Raw genomic sequence first — 19575 nt, forward strand, 5'->3', positions numbered from 1 at the left:
GAAGCTATCTCGCGCATCGTATCTGGGAGACGTCGATGAGACTGAACGAGCCTCGCATGGCGATTGCTTCGATCGGCGTGTTCGTCTGGCTCGGCGGCCTCTATTTCACGATTCATGGTCTCCTGTATGACGTAAAGCCCGAATTCCGCTACGGGATGCTGGGGCTCGGCATCGGCATCGTCACCTTCGTTGTCGCGCTGAATCCTCTCGCCCAGCGCAGGTCGAAAAAGCGCGACGGACCGACCTGAAGCGTGCGAGCGTGCACTACGCTATGGAAACGCCGCGGGACCATATGGAGGAATGTTCGATGGGTGATCTCTGGCTAGGCAATGTCGAAGAGTCGACGACCGACGACGAAATCCGGACATTTCTCTGCAACTACGGCTTTCCTCCCTTCGATTCGATCAGGCGCGTGTCCGGCACCGGGGCGCATCCGGCCGCGGTCGTGAGTTTCGATTCGGTCGAGCCGCACGTGCTGCGCACGTTTCAGCCGCGCGTCCACAACATGTTCTGGAAGAATCGGACGCTCGTGGTGCAGGTCATGCCCGAGCGCAACGAAACCTGACGGCGGTGCGACACGCCCGTGACCGCTTGCCGCGCGCATCGTCGCGACGGCGGCCTCGTCCTGGCCGCGCGGACCGCATCGGACATCGAGGGGAGACAGCGATGAAGGAAGACAAGGGTGTCGACGAATCGCGCGGCGCGCGCGAAGATGTTGGCGTGCATGATCGCCTGAGCAGAAAGCAGTATGAGAAAGAGCTCGCGCGCCTGCATGTCGAACTCGTGAAATTGCAGGAATGGGCGGTCCATGCCGGCGCGAAAATCTGCATCGTCTTCGAGGGCCGTGACGGCGCCGGCAAGGGCGGCACGATCAAGGCGATCACCGAGCGCGTGAGCCCGCGCATCTTTCGGGTGGTCGCGCTGCCCGCGCCGACCGAGCGCGAAAAGACGCAGATGTACGTGCAGCGCTATTTGCCGCATCTGCCCGCTGCGGGAGAGGTCACGCTATTCGACCGAAGCTGGTACAACCGCGCGGGCGTCGAGCGTGTGATGGGCTTCTGCACCGACGAGCAGGCGGCGACCTTCCTGAAGGGCGTGCCGCTGGTGGAGCGTGCGATCATCGACTCAGGCATCATTCTGCTCAAGTACTGGCTCGAAGTCGGTCAGGAGGAACAGACGCGGCGTCTGCGCGAACGCATCCACGACCAGCGCAAGATCTGGAAGCTCTCGCCGATGGACCTGCGCTCCTATAGCCGCTGGTACGACTATTCGCGCGCGCGCGACGACATGTTCGCCGCGACCGACACCGATCACGCGCCATGGTACGTCGTGCGCTCGGACGACAAGCGGCGCGCGCGTCTGAATCTGATCAGCCACTTGCTCACGAGCATTCCATACAAGGCGGTGCCGAGGGAGAAAGTGAAGCTGCCGAAGCGGCAGAAGCCCGGCGGCTATCGCGAAAGCGACCGCCCCGTCAGATACGTGCCCGAGCGCTTCTAGGCGCGGCATCGGGCACGGCATAACCATGTCGCATCACGCGTCCGTCGTTCCCGAGTGGCTGCATCGCTACGAGGAACAATGGGCACGCGCCGACCTCATCGCGGGACTGACGGCAGCGGCAGTCGTCATTCCGAAGGCGCTCGCCTACGCGACGATCGCGGGTCTGCCGGTTCAGGTCGGCCTCTACACCGCGTGCCTGCCGATGGCCATCTACGCGTTCATCGGCTCGTCGCGCCCCTTGAGCGTGAGCACGACGACCACGCTTGCGATTCTCGCCGCGAACGCACTCGGGCTCATTATTGCGAATGGCGATCCGCGGATGCTCATTGTTGCAAATGCCACGTTGACGCTTCTCGTCGGCATGATGCTCGTCGCGGCCGCGGTCCTGCGCCTGGGCTTCGTCGCGAATTTCATTTCCGAGCCGGTGCTGGTCGGCTTCAAGGCGGGCGTCGCGATCGTCATCGTCGTGGATCAGTTGCCGAAGCTCTTCGGCATCCACTATCCGAAGGGATCGTTCTTTCACAACATCGCCGCGTTCGTTGCGGGCTTGCCGCATGCATCAGCCAGCACCCTCGCGCTCGCATTGTTCACGCTGGCCGCACTTTTCGCGCTCGAGCGCTTCACGCCGCGCGCGCCGGCTCCATTGTTCGTCGTCGCCGCCGCGATCATCGCCGTGGCCGTGTTCAAGCTGCGCGCGCATGGCGTCGAGACGGTCGGCGCGGTGCCGGCGGGATTGCCGTCGTGGACAAAGCCGGACCCGTTGCTCGCGTTGAAACTCTGGCCGGATGCATTGGGCATTGCGCTCATGAGTTTCACCGAGAGCATCGCGGCGGCCCGCGCGTTCGCGCGTAACGACGAACCCGCGCCGGATGCGAATCGCGAACTGCTCGCGACCGGACTCGCGAACGCGGGCAGCGCGTTCTTCGGCGCGATGGTGTCGGGCGGCGGAACGAGCCAGACGGCCGTGAACCGGCAGGCGGGCGCGCGCACGCAGCTCGCGGGCCTCGTGACGGCTGCGCTCGCGCTCGCCGTCATGCTGATGTTCTCGCCCTTGATGGCGCTGATGCCGCACGCGACGCTCGCGGCCGTCGTCGTGTTCTATTCGGTCGGGCTCTTCAGCCCTGAAGAATTTCGCGCGATCCTGAAAGTTCGCCGCACGGAGTTCGTGTGGGCGCTGGTCGCGTGCGCGGGCGTCGTGCTGCTCGGCACGCTGGAAGGCATTCTCGTTGCGATCGTGGTGTCGCTGTTCGCGCTTGCGCATCAGGTTTCGAATCCCCCCGTGTACGCACTTAAACGCATACCGGGCACGAACGTGTTCAGACGCGACTCGAAGCGGCATCCCGACGATGAAGCGTTTCCCGGCCTGCTGCTGCTGCGTCCCGAGGGGCGGATTTTCTTTGCCAATGCGCAACGCGTCGCGGAAAAGATCCGCCCGCTCGTGCGCGAGGCGAATGCGAGGATCGTCGTGCTCGATCTGAGCCGCGTGTTCGACGTCGAGTACACGGCCATCAAGATGATAACGGAAGCGGAGAAGCGCCTCTCGGAGACCGGCACGACGCTCTGGGTCGCGGGCCTGAACCCGGGCGTGCTCGCGGCGGTGCGTCGCTCGCCGCTCGGCGAGGCCCTCGGCGAAGCCCGCATGTTCTATAACCTTGAATATGTCGTGACGAGGTATCAGGAAATGGTTGCGCGCGAAGACCGCGACGTCTCGCGTCGATAAGCCGCTGCGCTTGCCACATGCCTGTAGCACCTTGCGGATATATCTTGATGATGGTATTCAATTCATCGCTCCACGCGTTCGCGCGGCCGTTGAACGATGCATTCGGAATGCGGGCTCAAGCATCTGACTCCAGCGTTTTTCCTCTCACGTTCTCGTCGCGGAGGTCACGCCATGACGTATGCAAGTCGACTGGCTCGCAGCCAGGAAATCGCAGGCAAGGTCACACGGGTGTTTCAGAAGCGCGCGGAGCTGGCGCAGCAGCAATTCAGCGAGCGCGCAAGCGAAGCGGGCACACATCTTTTCAGCAACGGCGGCGCCGATCATTTCATGAACGCGGACGCAAGCGGACCGGGCCGGTTCGACGGCTATGCCTACGCGGTCGACCTCATGCAGCGCTGCATACTCTTCTGGGACGTGCTGCGCCAACGCGGAAACAACTTCGTCGAGCAAACGAAGCGCGGTCTCGAACCGGTGCTGCATTTCGATCATGAAATGCTCATCGACGGGCGCACTTTCGCGCGGCCGGTGAACTATGCGCTGCTGCGCATCGTGCCGCCGGAAGGCGTGACGATCGATGCGCGCAAGCGTCCCTATCTCGTCATCGATCCACGTGCGGGACACGGGCCCGGCATCGGCGGTTTCAAGGACGATTCGCAAGTGGGCGTCGCATTGCGCGCGGGTCATCCCGTTTATTTCGTCACATTCTTCCGCGACCCGCAACCCGGCCAGACCTTGCTCGATGTCTGCGCGGCGGAGCAGCTGTTCGTGAAGCACGTGCGTGAGCTGCATCCCGAGAGCCTGAAGCCCGCGATCGTCGGCAATTGCCAGGGAGGATGGGCCGCGATGATGCTCGCGAGCTCGCAACCCGACGATGCCGGACCGCTCGTCATCAACGGCGCGCCAATGTCGTACTGGAGCGGTGCGTGGAGCGCGGGCGAGGGCGACAATCCGATGCGCTATTCCGGCGGCATGCTGGGCGGCACGTGGCTCGCTTCGTTGACGGCGGACCTCGGCAACGGCAAGTTCGACGGTGCGCATCTGGTGCAGAACTTCGAGAATCTCAATCCGGCCAACAGCCTGTGGGACAAGTACTACCACCTGTTCGACAACATCGATACCGAGCCGCCGCGCTTTCTCGACTTCGAGCGCTGGTGGGGCGGCTATTATCTGATGAACCGCGAGGAGATCGAATGGATCACGCGCAATCTCTTCGTCGGCAACAAGCTGTGGTCAGGAGAAGTGCGCGGCGGGTCGGGCGCGTCGTTCGACTTGCGCGCGATCAAATCGCCGATCATTCTCTTCGCGTCGCTCGGCGACAACATCACACCGCCGCAGCAGGCGTTCAACTGGGTAGCGGACGTGTATGGCAGCACCGACGAGATCAAGGCGCGCGGACAGGTGATCGTCGGGCTCATGCACGAGAACATCGGGCATCTCGGCATCTTCGTGAGCGGCAAGGTCGCGAAGAAGGAATACACGCAGATCGCATCGGTGCTCGAGGCAATCGAATCGTTTCCACCGGGCCTGTATGGCATGGAAATCGCCGAGCACCGGACGGACGACGGCAAGACCGAGTACGACGTGACTTTTCACGAGCGCCGTCTCGAGGACATCACGGCGCGCTTCAATCGCTTCGAGCGAGCGGACGAATCGCCCTTCGAGGCGGTGCGGCAGGTGTCCGATTTCAATCAGCGTGCCTACGAGCTGTTCGCGCGGCCGTTCGTGCAGGCAATGACGAACGACACGACCGCGACCTTCCTGCGCGCGTTCCATCCGTTGCGCGCGCAGCGCTGGATGCTATCCGATCTCAATCCGTGGCTCGCGTGGCTCGGCCCCACGGCGGATGCAGTCAGGGCCGCCCGCAAGCCCGACACGGAGCGCAACGCATTGCGCGAGACGGAGCGTCACGGCTCGGAGCTGATCAGCGCGAGCCTCGACTATTACCGTGCGATGCGCGACGCGGCGACCGAAAGCCTCTTCTTCTCCATCTACGGCAACCTGTTTTCGTTGCACCAGGACGAGCAGCCCGAAGCGCTGAAGCACCAGGCGGAAGCGGGCGACCCGCGCGCGCTGCCCTTCGTGCAGGACGCGCTCGCATCGATTGCGCACGGCGGCTATGCGGAAGCCGTGGCGCGCGTCGCGTGCCTGCTCATGCGCGGCGACGAACCGCTGCCGCTCGCACGCCTGATCCTGCGCCAGGAGCTGGCCGCCGACTACGCCGAGTACCTGCCGCAACTGCCGCGCGACGAGTGGCGACGCATGCGCGGCGAGCAGGAAATTATCGTGCGCTACGAGCCGGAACAGGCGCTTTCCACGCTGCCCGGCCTGCTCGACGACGCCGACGACCGCAGGAAGCTGCTCACGCTCGTCGACAAGCTGCTGAGCGATAGCCGCGTGCAAGGCATCGCGCCGAGCGATGCCCAGCGCGACATGCTGGCGCGCGTTCGCGCGGCGCTGCCCGTCAAGGCGGCGCGCACGGCGCGGCGTTCGGCGCCCGCGCATTGAAGCAGCAGCGGTGCATCTCACGCCCTCACCGGAGGCGATATGGAACATACGCACGAGAAGTATCAGCGACTGATCGACGTCTGCCGGACGCTGCCGCCGCTCGCCACGGCCGTCGCGCATCCGTGCGACCGCACTTCGCTCGAAAGCGCGGTGAAGGCCGCGGAAATGGGGCTTATCGAGCCGCATCTCGTCGGGCCGCGCGAGCGCATTCGCGAGGTCGCGGAGGAATACGGTCTCGACATCGCCGGCTTTCCGATCATCGATGCACCGCACAGTCACGCTGCCGCGCAGAAGGCCGTCGAGCTGGTGCACGAAGCGCGGGCCGAGGCGCTCATGAAAGGCAGCCTGCACACCGACGAAGTGATGGCCGCCGTCGTCAGGCGCGACGGCGGCCTGCGCACCGCGCGGCGCGTCTCGCACTGCTTCATCATGGATGTGCCCGGACACGAGAACGTGCTCATCATCAGCGACGCGGCGATCAATATCGCGCCGACGCTCGCCGACAAGGTGGACATCGTGCAGAACGCGATCGATCTCGGTCACGCGCTGCGCTTCGAGGAAGTGCGCGTCGCGGTTCTCTCCGCGATGGAGACGGTGAATCCGAAAGTGCCGTCCACGCTCGAAGCGGCGGCGCTCTGCAAGATGGTCGATCGCCATCAGATCACGGGCGCGCTGGTCGACGGGCCGCTCGCGCTCGACAACGCGATCGATCCCGAAGCGGCCCGCACCAAGAAGATCGATTCGCCCGTCGCGGGGCGCGCGAACGTGCTGATCGTGCCGGATCTCGAAGCGGGCAACATGCTGGCGAAGAGCCTGTCGTTCCTCGCGGGCGCGGATGCCGCGGGTATCGTGCTCGGCGCGCGCGTGCCGGTTATCCTGACGAGCCGCGCCGATTCGCTGCAATCGCGGCTGGCGTCGTGCGCGATCGCATCGCTCGTGGCGTCGAAGCGCCGCGAGGAAGCGCAAGTGATGGGGTGAAAAGATGGCCGACGTCATTCTGGTACTCAACGCGGGCTCCTCGAGCATCAAGTACAGCGCGTTCGACGTGCACGGCGGAGCGCTCGCGCTCGTGTCGCACGGGCAGGCCGAAGGGCTGTTCAGCTCGCCGCGCTTCACCGCGTTCGATGCGAAGGGCGAGAAGACCGGCGAGCACGCCTGGGGAGACGGCGCCACGCTGGAGCACGCTCAGGCCATCGCGCATATCGCGGATTTTCTGCGCGCGCGGGGCGGGGGGCATCATCTGGTGGCGGTGGGGCATCGCGTCGTGCATGGCGGCGCGCGCTTCACGAAGCCCGTGATCGCGACCGCGGAGGTGCTTGCGGAACTCGACAGGCTCACGCCGCTCGCGCCGCTGCATCAGCCGCACAACCTGAAGCCGATCCGCATCGTCGCCGAACGCAATCCGGCGATGCCGCAGGTCGCGTGCTTCGATACGGCGTTCCACGCGACGCAGCCCGCGCTCGCGCAGGCTTTCGCGCTGCCCGATTCGGTGACGAAGAACGGCGTGCGGCGCTACGGCTTTCATGGCCTGTCGTACGAGTACATCGCGAGCGCGCTGCCGGACGTGGCGCCCGATGCGGCTGGCGGGCGCACCGTGGTCGCGCATCTGGGCAACGGCGCGAGTCTGTGCGCGATGCTCGCGGGCAGGAGTGTCGCGAGCACGATGGGCTTCACCGCCGTCGATGGCCTCATGATGGGCACGCGCTGCGGCAACCTCGATCCGGGCGTGATCCTCTATCTGCTCGACGAGCTCGGCATGAACGCGCGCGAAATCGAGGACTTGCTGTATCGCGGGTCGGGGTTGCTCGGCGTCTCGGGCATCTCGGGCGACATGCGCGCGCTCTTCGCGAGCGGCGATGATCGCGCGCGCTTCGCCATCGATCTGTACGTGTACCGCATCGCGCGCGAACTGGGTTCGATGGCCGCCGCGCTGCATGGCCTCGACGCAGTGGTATTCACGGCGGGCATCGGCGAGCACGCGGCGGAGATCCGGCGGCGCGTGTGCGAGGAAGCGCAATGGTGGGGCATCGAGCTCGATGCGCGCGCGAACGAGAGCAACGGCCCGCGCATCAGTGCGGCGTCGAGCAAGGTGAGCGCGTGGGTGATCCCCACCAACGAAGAACTGATGATCGCGCGTCACACGCTGGAATTGATCGATCCCGCGCGCGTCGCGCCGACCGAAGGAGCCTCCGCATGACTCTGCACATCCCGCAGCCTCCGCTCGAGGGCGCGAAGGCGCTCGTCACGGGCATCGCCAACGAACATTCGATCGCTTGCGGCTGTGCCAAGGCGTTTCGCGAACTGGGCGCGGACCTCGCCATCACATATGCGGACGAGAAGGCGCGGCCGTATGTCGAACCCGTCGCGCGGAGTCTCGAAGCGTCGATCTTCATGCCGCTCGATGCATCGCGCCGGGACGAGCTCGACGCGGTGTTCGCCCGCATCGCGAGCGAATGGGGCAGGCTCGACATTCTCGTGCATTCGATCGCCTGGGCGCCGAAGGACGATCTGCAAGGTGGCCTGCTGACCTGCTCGGCGGAGGGCTTCGCCAAGGCGATGGACATCTCCTGCCATTCGTTCGTGCGCATGGCGCGGCTCGCGGCGCCGCTCATGAAGAACGGCGGCACGATGTTCACGATGAGCTATCACGGCGCGAACAAGGTCGTCCCCAACTACAACGTCATGGGTCCGGTGAAGGCCGCGCTCGAAGCCTGCGCGCGCTATCTGGCCTACGAGCTCGGCCCGCAGGGGATACGCGTGCACGCGATCTCGCCCGGACCCCTCAAGACACGGGCGGCGTCCGGGCTCAAGGACTTCGACCTGTTGCTGGCGGAAGCGGCGCAGCGCGCGCCGCTCGGCGAGCTGGTGGACATCATGGATGTCGGCTTCACGTGCGCATTTCTCGCGACGCCCTACGCCCGGCGGCTGTCGGGCGAGACGCTCTACGTAGACGGCGGCGTGAACATCATGGGATGAACATGTTCGGCTGGCTGTTCAGGCGTGGCGGCGGCGACGCCGGCCGCGCCCGTGCCTCGCGCGAGGACGTGCGGCAGGCGCTCGAGCGCATCGTCGCGATCGCGCCTCAGGTGCGGCTCGCGAAACGGTACGAGTCGCGGCTCGCGCTCGGCCTTGGTAAGACGCTTGGCCATGCGCGCGAGCTCGCGGCCGCGCTGCCCGGCCCGCGCGACGCGACGCCCGGCAGGTGGGCGAGCGATCCGCACCTGCGCGCGAAGTTCGCGACGCCCGAGGACGTCGCGCGCGTGATCGGCGAGTCGCACGAATTGCGCCGCTGGTTCGACGAGCATATCGCCGCGGACCATGCATTCGCGCTGCTCGGCAGCACGCTGGACGAACGGCGCGTGCTCGTCGCGGCGCAAGAGGTCAGCATGATGCGCTCGGATGTCGCGCGCACGGCGATCGGCTTCGACGACAAGCGCCTGAGCTTCTGTAGCGAGACGGACGCCGCGCTCAGACAGGAGATCGTGCAGCGGATCGTCGAGCAGTTCGCGCTCGAGGCGATGTCGCGCGTCGCGGCGCAGGAAGCCCGGCGCGACGCGCTGCGGGAGCACCGGGCGCTGATCACCGCGAGGATGCATATGCTCGAGCGGCGCGGGGCAGGAATGGGCAGTCTGCTCGCATCGGCTGACATTTCGGGCGATGCCGCACGGCTTCAGCGCGATTTCCAGGAAAACGAAGCGGCGCTCGCGGCGCTGGGATCGCTCACCGATGCCATCGAGATGCAGTTGCGCACCATGGTCGAACTGCTGGCGGAACCGTCCGCGCTCATCTCCGTCACGCCCCGCACGTTGCGCATCAATCAGATGAACCTGCTGCTGGACGAAGGCAGCGACGAGCATCACGCGGAGATCGCGCTCAGTCTTGCACACATTCCGACACGGCCGCCGCAGACGCGCGCCGTCGAGATCGTGCGCATCGCGCGGCATGACGTGCCGCCCGCGGGCACGGCGTTCGAGGATGCCGCGCGCCTGGTGCTGTGACATCCCCCTTCAGGGCCGCCCGTTGCCCTCGATCGCCGCCGCGATGTCACGGCTCACGCTCGCGAGCGCGCGGCTGTGCGCGGCCACGAGCGCATCGTAGTCGGGGCCGGTGACGGGTTCGCGCACGAGCGAGCGGCCGCCGAGCACGTTGTCGTCGCCGAAGCGGCGCACGGACCAGTGCGCGTCGATCGCGACGGCATCGCCGGGAACGGATTCGAACTGCTGGATATCGACGCGCACGCGCCATGCCTCGGGGTCGGCGATCGCGCGCGACGCGACCGCCACGCGGTCGGAGCCGAGCAACAGCGTGAGATCCCCGGCGATGGCGTCCGCGATGCTGCTCCTGAGCGGCTCGCCCCAGCGCGCATACTCGTTGAGCGCGACTTCGTTGCTCGTGTTGCGCGTGACGATCTGCGGACGATCGACGAGATCGGGCACCGTCACCGGGCCGACGATCACCGGCCGCGCAGGCGTGCGCGCGCTCGTGGCGCTCAGGGTGGAATCGGCGCTCAGCCGGTAGAAGCTCGCGCGCGGCGAGGTGCATCCGGCGAGGAACGATATGGCAAGAAGGACATACACGAGAGCGGGGCGCATCACTTCTTGTCCTCCGGCTTGCCGCGCAGCAGCGCTTCGGGATGCTGCTGCAGATAATCCGCGAGACTTCGGAACGATGCCGCCGTGCGCGTCAGCTCGCGGATCGCTTCGGCCGTATCCTGCTGCAGGCCCGAGTCCGGCATGAGCGTCGAGTGCGCCGCATCGAGCGCGGCGCGCGCGGCGGCAAGCGTGTTCGCCGCTTGCGGAACGACATCCGAGTTGAGATTGCGCATCAGCAGGCTCGTATTGTTGAGGGTCTGCCGCGCGCTCGCGGTCAGCTCCTCGATCGGCAGCTTGTCGATGCGCGCCATGATCCGGTTGACCGAATCCTGCAGCGATTCGAGGCCGCTCGCCGTTGTCGGCATCTCGGGCGGCGTGCGGTCCCAGTCGATGCTCGCCTTCTTTGCATTGGGGAAGAAATCCATCGAGACATAGAGTTGGCCCGTCAGCAGGCTGCCCGTGCGCAACTGCCCGCGCAATCCGCGCTCGACGAGCAGGTCGGCGAGGGCATGGCGATCAGTCGCCATGCGCCCGCCCTTCGGCGCGGTCGCGAAGCGCGACGTGAAGCGCTCCGGATAGATCTTGACTTCGACGGGTATGCTGATCCGCTTCGTGACCGGGTCGAAACGCGTATAGATCGCCGACACCTCGCCGATCGGAATGCCGCGGAACTCCACCGGTGCGCCCACGGCGAGGCCGCGCACCGAGCCCTCGAAAGCGAACACGTAAGTGTCGACGATGTGCTCCTGCACGCGCAGCGCGTCGGCGCGGGTCGAAAACAGGTTGAACGTCGTGTCGGGAGGCGCTTCCGCGAAGCTCAGCGACACGGCGGGCGTCTCGAAGGCGAGCCCGCCGATCAGGATCGACACGAGCGATTGCGTGTTGACCTTGAGCCCGTCGGTGCCGAGCGTCACGTCGATGCCGCCTGCCTGCCAGAAGCGCGAATCGGCGTTGACGTAGCGGTCGTAGGGCGCATTGATGAACACGTGCACCGTGACGCCGCTGCCGTCCTTGTCGAGCTCAAACGACGTCACCTGGCCCACCTGCAGGCGCCTGAAATAGACCGGCGCGCCGACGTCGACCGAGCCGAGGTCCGCCGCCTTCAGAATGAACTTGCGCCCGGGCACGTCGCTCGCGAAAACGGGCGGCGTTTCGAGACCGACATAATCGCGCCGGTCGCGTTTGGCGTGGCCGATGTCCATGCCGATATACGCGCCCGACAGCAGCGTGCCGATGCCCGACACGGAGCCGCCCGCCACGCGCGGCCGCACGACCCAGAAGCGCGTGTCCTCGACGAGCATTTTGGCGGCATCGCGCGTGAGCTCCGCCGTCGCGACGACGCGCGTGTAATCCTGCGAGAGCGCCACCGATTTCACGAGGCCGATGTCCACGTCCTTGAACTTGATCTTCGTCTTGCCGGCTTCGATTCCTTCGCCGGTCTTGAAGCTGATGGTGACGGTCGGCCCTTGCTCGAGCACCGCCTGCACCGCGAGCCAGATGCCGATCACCACCGCGACGGCCGGCACGACCCAGACCCAGGGAATGCGCCAGCGCTTGCGTGGCACGACTTCGGCGTCGGGCATGTCGTCGGGCGTGCTCATCGGGGTACCTCGCGCGGGTCTTCCGCGTCCCAGATGAGACGCGGATCGAACGACATCGCGGCGAACATCGTCAGCACGACGACGGCGCCGAACGCGATCGCGGCGGGCCCCGCTTCGATCGTCGCCATCGCGCTGAACTGCACGAGCGCGACGAGCACCGCGATCACATAGATGTCGAGCATCGACCAGCGGCCCACCAGCTCGACGATGCGGTAGATGCGCGCGCGCAGCGCGCTGCGCCGGGTCATGCGCAGATTCGCGCTCGCGGCGAGATAGCCGATCGCGAGAATCTTCAGCATCGGCACGGCGATGCTCGCGATGAACACGATGATCGCGAGCGGCCACGAACCGGAATGCCACAGGTACGCGACGCCGCTCATGATCGTGTCCTTCTGCGCGCCGAAGAGCGAGCTCGTGTTCATCACGGGCAGCGTGTTGGCGGGAATGTAGAGGACCGCCGCGGCGATCAGATAGGCCCACGTGCGCGACAGGCTCGCCGGCTTGCGCAGATGCAGCCGCGCGCCGCAGCGCGGGCAGTGCAGGTGCGCGTGCCGATGCGTGCCGCGCGTGCACAGCCCGCACTCGTGACAGACGCAGATGCCGCTCGGCGCCGCCGTGCGTCCTCGAATCGGCGTGTCCGCCGGCACGCCGGGCAGCGCGCCTTCGATGCGCATCCACATCGCGCGCTCGTCGAACGCCGATGCCGCCGCGACGAGCAGCAGCATCAGCGCGGCGAGCGACCACAGCGCCGGCCCCGTCACCACCGACGCGATATGCGCGAGCTTCACCACCGCGACGAGCAGGCCCAGCATCAGCACCTCGGTCATGCCCCAGTCGCGCGCGATGCGCAGCATGCGGAACACGGCGTCGGCGCGCCAGGGCGTGCGGTTCAGATGCAGCGGAAGGAGCAGCCAGACCATGCCGAGCGCCTGCAGCGCGGGCATCAGGATCGTCGTGACGAAGATGAGAGCGGCGAGCGGCCACATGCCGTCGCGATAGAGCATGCGCACTGCGCCGATCAGCGTGGTCTCGACCAGATCGCCGTTGACCGCGAGGCCGACGATCGGGAACGCATTCGAGATCACCCACAGCACGCAGGCGGCGCACGCATAGGCGAGCGCGCGGTCGAAGCCGCGCCCGCGGCGCCGGTAGAGCACGGCGCGGCATCGGCAGCAGCGCAGCGCGCCGCCCGGCGGCACGGCGCGCTCGTGCTGCAGCAGATCGCATTCATGGCATGCGACCAGCGCGCGATCGACAGGCTGATCGCGCTCGGAAACCGCCCCGGATGTCACTGTGTTCATTGGATTGCCTGCGGGGCCGGCTGGCCCGGTTTCGCTGCTTCGGCGGGCGGATGCGCGGCGCCGCTCGCGCCCGCCGTCTGCTGCGTGGTGAGCTTGTCCGCCGCGACCACCCAGCCACCGCCCATCGCCTTGTACAGCGTGACGAACGAGACGAGCACGGCCGCCTGCGTCTGCGTCTGCGCGAGTTGCGCGTTGAAGAGACTGCGCTCGGCGTCGAGCACTTCGATATAGCTCGTATAGCCGCCCTCGTAGCGCGCCCGCGCAAGACGCGAGTAGGTCGAAAGCGCGGTGATCTGGCGGCCTTGCACCTCGAGCTGCTCGTGCAGCTTCTGCGAGGCGATGAGCGCATCGTCGACTTCCTGGAACGCGACCTGGATCGCCTTCTGATACGAGAGCAGGGCCGCCTGCTGCTGCGCCTCGGCCGTCCGCACCTGTCCGGAGATGTTGCCCGCCGTGAAGATCGGCTGCGCCACCTGGCCCGCGAACGACCATATGCGCGACGGTCCCGTGAAGAGCTTCGAGAACTGGCCGCTCTCCGTGCCGAGCAGGCCGGTCAGCGAGATCTGCGGAAAGTACAGCGCGCGCGCCGCGCCGATCAGCGCGTTCGCCGCGATCAGATCCTGCTCCGCCTGAAGCAGATCGGGCCGCCGCTCCAGCAGATCCGAAGGCAGGCCCGCCGGAATGACGGGCGTCTCGAGCTCGCCGAGCGGCCGGCCCCGCAGGATCGGTCCCGGGTTGTCGCCGAGCAGCACGGAAAGCGCGTCCTCCTGCTGGGCGATCTGCGTTTCCAGTTGCGGAATCGTCGCGAGCGAGGCTTCGTATTCGGACTGGCTCTGCGCGAGCTCCATCTGCGAGACCTCGCCGCCCTCGAAGCGCAGCGTGAACACGTGCACCGATTCGGCGCGGCTCTGGGTCGTCGCCCTGGCGATTTCCAGTTGCTTGTCGAGGCTGCGCAGATTCAGATACGACGACGCCACCGACGCCACCAGCGACAGGATCGTCGCGCGCCGTCCTTCCATGCTCGACAGCAGATTCGCCCGCGCGGACTCGGTGAGCCGCCGGTTGCGGCCGAAGAGGTCGATCTCCCAGGCGGCCGAGACCGACACTTCGAAGTCGTTGAACACGGGACCGAAGCCGACGAGCGGCTGCGGACCGGCCTGCGACGCGCGCTGCCGCGCCGCCGTCGCGCCCGCCGAAATCTGCGGAAAGAGCGCGGAGCGCGTCGTGACGAACTGGCCCATGAACTGATCGATGCGCGCCGCCGCGATCTTCACGTCCTTGTTGTTGGCAAGCGCCGTCGAGATCAGTTCGTTGAGAACGGGGTCCTGGAACTGCTTCCACCATTCGCTGTTGGCCGTGTCGGCGACTTCGGTCGCGGCGAAGCGATACGTCGCGGGCGTTTCCACCGGCTGGCGCGAATAGTTCGGTCCGAGCAGGCAGCCGCTCAAGGACAGCGCGGCGGCAAGGCTCGCGATAGGGGAGATGTGCCGGTCGCGCCGCATGTCAGTGTCCTTTGTCCGGAACGGACGGCGTGGCGTCGGGGCCGCTTCCCGATGCGCTCTGCCCTTGCGTCGCATCGGCGGCGGGCGTCTCGCCGCCTTTCTTCTTCGAGCGCGACGACATCGTTTCGAGCGCCCAGAAGAACATCGGGATGAAGAACACGGCGATGGCCGTCGCGCCGAGCATCCCGCCGATCACGCCGGTGCCGATCGAATGCCGGCTGTTCGCCGATGCGCCCGTCGCGATCGCGAGCGGCACGCAGCCGAGAATGAACGCGAGCGAGGTCATCACGATCGGGCGCAGGCGCTCTTCGGCGGCGGTCATCGTCGCATCGAAAACGGATTTGCCCGACTCGCGGTTCAGCACGGCGAACTCGAAGATGAGAATCGCGTTCTTCGCCGCGAGCGCGACGAGCATCGTGAGGCCGATCTGGAAGTACACGTCGTTGTTGAGCCCGCGCAGGAGAACCGCGAGCAGCGCGCCGAAGATCGCGAACGGCACCGCCATCAGCACGCCGAACGGCAGGCTCCACTTCTCGTACTGCGCGGCGAGGATCAGGAAGACCATCACCAGCCCGAACACGAAGACGAGCCCCGATGTGCCGCCCGACTGCTTCGCCTCGAACGCCTCGCCGCTCCACGCGATGCCGTAGTCGGACGGCAGGCCCGCTGCCACTTCCTCGAGCGCCTGGATCACCTCTCCCGACGCATAGCCGGGCGCGGCGTTCGCCGTGATCTTCACCGCCGGGAAGTTGTTGAAGCGCGTGATGAGATCGGGTCCGGTGACGTAGCGCGTATTGACCACCGCCTTGAGCGGCACCATGTTGCCGCTCCTGCTCTTCACGAAGATCTGCGTGAGATCGTCGGGCTTCAGCCGGTATGAAGGCTCCGCCTGAAGAATCACCTGCCAGAGCCGGCTCGAGCGGTTGAACTGCGATACGTAGAGCGAGCCGAACATTGTCTGCATCGCGCTATAGACGTCCTCGACGGGCACGCCGAGCGTCTCGGCCTTGTCGCGATCGACATCCGCGAGCAACTGCTGCGACGACGCGTTGAAGGTCGACGTGACGCCCGTCAGTTCCGGCCGCTGCTTCGCCTTCTCGACGTAATCCTGCACGACCGCCGCGAACTGCGAGATGGGCGCGTCGCCCTTGCTCTGGATCCACATCTCGGTGCCGCCCGTGGTGCCCAGACCGGGAATCGACGGCGGATTGAGCGGCACGACGATGCCTTCCCTGATCTGCGAGAGATGCTTGTAGGCGTCGATGAGCAGGGCGCGCGCGTTCTGCGTGCGGATATTGGCGGATTTGTAGCGCTCGTCGAAGCCCTTCAGGCCGACGAAGAACGTCGACGAGTTGTTCTTGTTCTGGCTGTCGAGAATGCTGAAGCCGTCCACCGTGGTGATGCTGCCGACTGCCGGCTGCTTCATGAAGTATTCGGTGACGCGGTCCGAAACCGCGCCCGTGCGGTCGAGCGACGCCGCATCGGGCATGATCACCGCGCCCAGCAGATAGCCCTGGTCCTCGGGCGGCAGGAACGCGGTGGGGATGTTGCGCATCATCACGACCGCCAGCGCGATCATGCCGGCGAAGAGCAGCAACGCAATGACGAAGCGCTTGATCACGAGCCGCACGACGCTCGTGTATCCCGCGGTCATGCGCTCGAATTGCCGCTCGAACCAGCGGAAAAAGCCCTTTTTCTCGTGATGCCCCGGCTTCAGCAGCAAGGACGCGAGCGCGGGCGACAAGGTCAGCGCGACGATGCCCGAGATCACCACCGATATCGCGATCGTGATGGCGAACTGCTTGTACATCTGCCCGGTGATGCCGCCCAGGAACGCGACCGGCACGAACACCGCGCACAGCACGAGCACGATGGCGACCACCGGCCCGGCCACTTCGTCCATCGCCTGCTTGGCGGCGGTCTTCGGATCGAGCTTGTGCACCGTCATGTTGCGCTCGACGTTTTCGATCACGACGATCGCGTCGTCCACGACGATGCCGATCGCGAGCACCATGCCGAACAACGTCAGCATGTTGATGGAGAAGCCGAGCGCCGCCATGCCCATGAAGGTGCCGACGATCGACACCGGCACGGCCAGCACGGGAATCACCGTGGCGCGCAGGCTCTGCAGGAACACGAACACGACGATCACCACCAGCACGACCGCCTCGAAGAACGTGTGCACCACGTCGGAGATGGACGCGCGCGTGAATTCCGTCGTGTCCATCGCGATTTCATAGTCGATGCCTTCGGGGAACGACTTCTTCATTTCCGCGAGACGCGCGCGTACCAGCTTCGACACGTCGAGCGCGTTCGCGCCCGGCTGCTGATAGACCGCGAGCACGGTCGCCGATTTGCCCTGGAAGCGGCTGCGGATCGAATAATCCTTCTGCCCGAGTTCGGCGCGTCCGACGTCCTTCAGCCGCACGATCGCCGCACCGCCCGATTCCGCGCGAATGATGATGTTCTCGAACTCGGAAGGCTCGGTGAGCCGCCCGGAGGTCGTCACCGCAAACGACTGCTCGACGGGCGCGCCCGTCGGCGATTGTCCTAGCCGTCCCACCGCGAATTGCTGGTTCTGGTTCGCGACGGCGCGCTGCACGTCGGCGGCGGTGATGCCGAGTTGCGCCATGCGGTCGGGCTTGAGCCATATTCGCATCGCGTAGTCGGGCGTGCCGAAGATGCTCGACTGGTTCGCACCGGGAATGCGCTTCAGTGCGTCGAGCACATAGACATTCGCGTAGTTGGCGATATACGTCGCGTCGTAGCGTTCGTTGGGAGAATAGATCGCGATCACCATCATGAAGGCCTGCGACTTCTTCTGCACCTGCACGCCCTGCGCCGTCACCGACTGCGGCAGTTGCGGCAGGGCGAGGTTCACGCGGTTCTGCACGTCGACCTGCGCGAGTTCGGGGTTCGTGCCGATCTCGAAGTAGGCGTTGATCGTCAGGTTGCCTGTCGATGAACTCGACGAGCTCATGTAGATCATGTTGTCCGCGCCGTTGACCTGCTGCTCGATCGGCGCGGCCACGTTGTTCGCGACGACCTCGGCGCTCGCACCCGGATAGGTCGCGGAAACCGTGATCTGCGGCGGCGTGATGTCGGGATATTGCGCCGTCGGCAGCGCGAGCATCGCCAGCGCGCCGCCCAGCGTGATGATGATGGAGATGACCGAGGCGAAAATCGGGCGGTCAATGCAGAAATGTGAGATGTTCATTGGCCTCTTCCGCGCGACGTGCTTCCGATGGTCTTCGGATCAAATCACTTTTCGGCTCCGCCGCCTTCGGTCCTGTTATGGCCGAGCGACGCCTCCTGCACGCCCGAGCCCGACATCGCGGCGGGCGCGGACGCCGGTGCTGCGTTCCCGGCGGGCGCGCTCGTCACGCGAATCTGCGAGTCTGCGCTGACACGGATCGCGCCATCCACGATGACGCGCTCGCCCGCCCGGAGTCCGTTCGTGACGAACCAGTCGTCGCCATGCCACTCGCCGACTTCGATCACGCGCTGATGCGGCTTTGACTGCCCGTCGAGCACCCAGACGAAATGACTCTTCGCGCCCTGCAGCACGGCGCGCTGCGGCACGAGAATGGCGTTCGGCCGCACCGCGCCCGTGACGCGCGCCTTCACGAACTGGCCAGGCCGCAGCGTGCCCTTCGGATTGGCGAACACCGCGCGTACCAGGAACGTGCCGGTCTCGGTGCTGAACGCCGGATTCGTGAAGTCGATGCGGCCGGTCTGCGGATAGATCGAGCCGTCCGCCTGGATGATGGTCACGTCGAACCTGTTGTCGGGCGGAAAGTGCAACTGGCCCTTGTGGATCTGCTCACGGTAGGTCAGCAGCTCGTTCTCGGAGATGCTGAAGTTCACCCACATCGGATCGAGTTGGTACACGTAGGTGAGCAGGCCGGATTGCGTCGGCGTCACGTAACTGCCTTCCTGCACGCGCGCGAAGCTCGACAGTCCCTTGAGCGGCGAGCGGATCGTCGTGTAGCTCAGGTTCAGTTGCGCGGTCTGCACTTCGCCTTGAGCGGAGATGACGGCGGCTTCGGCCTGCTTCTCGTTGCCGACGGCGTCGTCGAGATCCTTCTTGCTCAAGGCGTTCATCGCGGCGAGCGGCTTCACGCGCGAGAGATTCTGCTGCGTGACGAAGAGCCGCGCCTGCTGCTGCGCGAGCGCGCCCTTGGCGGTTTGCAGCGCGGCCTCGAAGGGACGCTTGTCCATGAGAAACATCACCTGGCCGCTTTCCACGAGCGCGCCTTCGGTGTACATGCGCTTCTCCAGGAAGCCGTCGACGCGCGCGCGGATTTCCACTTCGCGCGAGCTCTGCGTCTGCGCGGTGAATTCGAAGTCGACGGGCGTCGACTGCGCGGCGACGGTCACGACGGTGACGTCGACGGCGGGCTTCTGCGCTTCGGGCGGCGGCTTCTTGCATGCCGCCAGCGAGAGCAACGCGACCGCGGCCACCGAAACGAAACGCAGCGCGCGCCTCCGGCGCGATGCTCGGGCGAACCAGCAGCAGTCCAGTATCCGTTCCGACACGAACGCCATAGGCGCCTCCCTCTTGGGATGGCCGACAATTGAACGGCGAAACGCGCGGGAACGCGCGCTCGCCACGGCATGCTCGCGGTAAGCGATCGGCGATCGCGGCCCCGGTTGACGTGCATCCCGGGAGACCGTTTCGCTATGCGACGAATTCGCGCGCGACGGGATTGCCTGGCGACATCAACGCGCGCGAGCCTGATGCTTGTGATGGGTTGTAGCTGCCTCCGGTCTTGACGGTCGAGTTCTTGTGAGAGAGCCGCTCATGGTTCGCCTGCGTGTGGCGTGACCTGCGTGACGAGTCTACTAATAGTC

Annotated in this window: 15 protein-coding genes; 9 read left to right on the plus strand and 6 right to left on the minus strand. The window is 66.1% G+C overall.

All coding sequences use genetic code 11. The features are described 5' to 3' along the window. Window positions 1-35 precede the first annotated feature (35 nt). The 9 genes from AWB83_RS14890 (at window position 36) to AWB83_RS14930 (ending at window position 9723) form a co-directional block, all read left to right on the plus strand. A complete protein-coding gene (locus AWB83_RS14890) occupies window positions 36-248 on the plus strand; it encodes a DUF2964 family protein (RefSeq protein ID WP_510183548.1) in 213 nt (70 codons plus the stop codon). Between the two features lie 59 nt (window positions 249-307). Beyond that, window positions 308-565 (plus strand): RNA recognition motif domain-containing protein, encoded by a 258-nt coding sequence (locus AWB83_RS14895; RefSeq protein ID WP_087046366.1) that lies wholly within the window; start codon window positions 308-310, stop codon window positions 563-565. A gap of 101 nt (window positions 566-666) precedes the next feature. Continuing rightward, window positions 667-1500, plus strand: a complete 834-nt coding sequence (gene ppk2, locus AWB83_RS14900; protein ID WP_087046326.1) for a polyphosphate kinase 2 — start codon at window positions 667-669, stop codon at window positions 1498-1500. 25 nt (window positions 1501-1525) lie between these two features. After that, window positions 1526-3220 carry a SulP family inorganic anion transporter gene (locus tag AWB83_RS14905; protein ID WP_087046327.1) on the plus strand — a complete coding sequence of 565 codons (1695 nt, stop codon included), beginning with the start codon at window positions 1526-1528 and terminating at the stop codon, window positions 3218-3220. A gap of 171 nt (window positions 3221-3391) precedes the next feature. Beyond that, window positions 3392-5725, plus strand: a complete 2334-nt coding sequence (locus AWB83_RS14910; RefSeq protein ID WP_087046328.1) for a DUF3141 domain-containing protein — start codon at window positions 3392-3394, stop codon at window positions 5723-5725. A 39-nt stretch (window positions 5726-5764) separates the two neighbouring features. Beyond that, on the plus strand, window positions 5765-6703 hold the full coding sequence (locus AWB83_RS14915) for a phosphate acetyltransferase (protein WP_087046329.1): 939 nt from the start codon (window positions 5765-5767) through the stop codon (window positions 6701-6703). Window positions 6704-6707: 4 nt separating this feature from the next. Next, window positions 6708-7922: an acetate/propionate family kinase gene (locus AWB83_RS14920; RefSeq protein WP_087046330.1), complete on the plus strand. Its 1215-nt coding sequence runs from the start codon at window positions 6708-6710 to the stop codon at window positions 7920-7922. Further along, window positions 7919-8701 carry an enoyl-ACP reductase FabI gene (fabI, locus tag AWB83_RS14925; protein ID WP_087046331.1) on the plus strand — a complete coding sequence of 261 codons (783 nt, stop codon included), beginning with the start codon at window positions 7919-7921 and terminating at the stop codon, window positions 8699-8701. Before AWB83_RS14920 ends, fabI begins: the two co-directional genes overlap by 4 nt. After that, complete coding sequence (locus AWB83_RS14930; RefSeq protein WP_244197739.1) at window positions 8698-9723, plus strand: hypothetical protein; 1026 nt, start codon at window positions 8698-8700, stop codon at window positions 9721-9723. The genes fabI and AWB83_RS14930 overlap by 4 nt, the downstream gene beginning before the upstream one ends. Before the next feature lie 9 nt (window positions 9724-9732). Here AWB83_RS14930 and AWB83_RS14935 read toward each other — a convergent pair whose 3' ends face one another. From AWB83_RS14935 to AWB83_RS14960, 6 genes are read right to left on the minus strand one after another with little or no spacing between them, the layout of a single operon-like run. Next, window positions 9733-10317, minus strand: a complete 585-nt coding sequence (locus AWB83_RS14935; protein WP_087046368.1) for a PqiC family protein — start codon at window positions 10315-10317, stop codon at window positions 9733-9735. Further along, window positions 10317-11918, minus strand: a complete 1602-nt coding sequence (locus AWB83_RS14940) for a PqiB family protein (RefSeq protein ID WP_087046332.1) — start codon at window positions 11916-11918, stop codon at window positions 10317-10319. The genes AWB83_RS14935 and AWB83_RS14940 overlap by 1 nt, the downstream gene beginning before the upstream one ends. Further along, window positions 11915-13219, minus strand: a complete 1305-nt coding sequence (locus tag AWB83_RS14945; protein ID WP_087046333.1) for a paraquat-inducible protein A — start codon at window positions 13217-13219, stop codon at window positions 11915-11917. Before AWB83_RS14945 ends, AWB83_RS14940 begins: the two co-directional genes overlap by 4 nt. Next, complete coding sequence (locus AWB83_RS14950) at window positions 13216-14721, minus strand: efflux transporter outer membrane subunit (RefSeq protein WP_087046334.1); 1506 nt, start codon at window positions 14719-14721, stop codon at window positions 13216-13218. The genes AWB83_RS14945 and AWB83_RS14950 overlap by 4 nt, the downstream gene beginning before the upstream one ends. Before the next feature lies 1 nt (window position 14722). Then, window positions 14723-17938, minus strand: coding sequence for an efflux RND transporter permease subunit (locus AWB83_RS14955; protein WP_087046335.1), 3216 nt, complete (start codon window positions 17936-17938; stop codon window positions 14723-14725). Window positions 17939-17982: 44 nt separating this feature from the next. Continuing rightward, a complete protein-coding gene (locus AWB83_RS14960; RefSeq protein WP_244197740.1) occupies window positions 17983-19269 on the minus strand; it encodes an efflux RND transporter periplasmic adaptor subunit in 1287 nt (428 codons plus the stop codon). Window positions 19270-19575: the final 306 nt, after the last annotated feature.

This window comes from Caballeronia ptereochthonis (genome assembly GCF_001545075.1).
In the GTDB taxonomy this organism is placed as follows: Bacteria; Pseudomonadota; Gammaproteobacteria; order Burkholderiales; family Burkholderiaceae; genus Caballeronia; species Caballeronia ptereochthonis.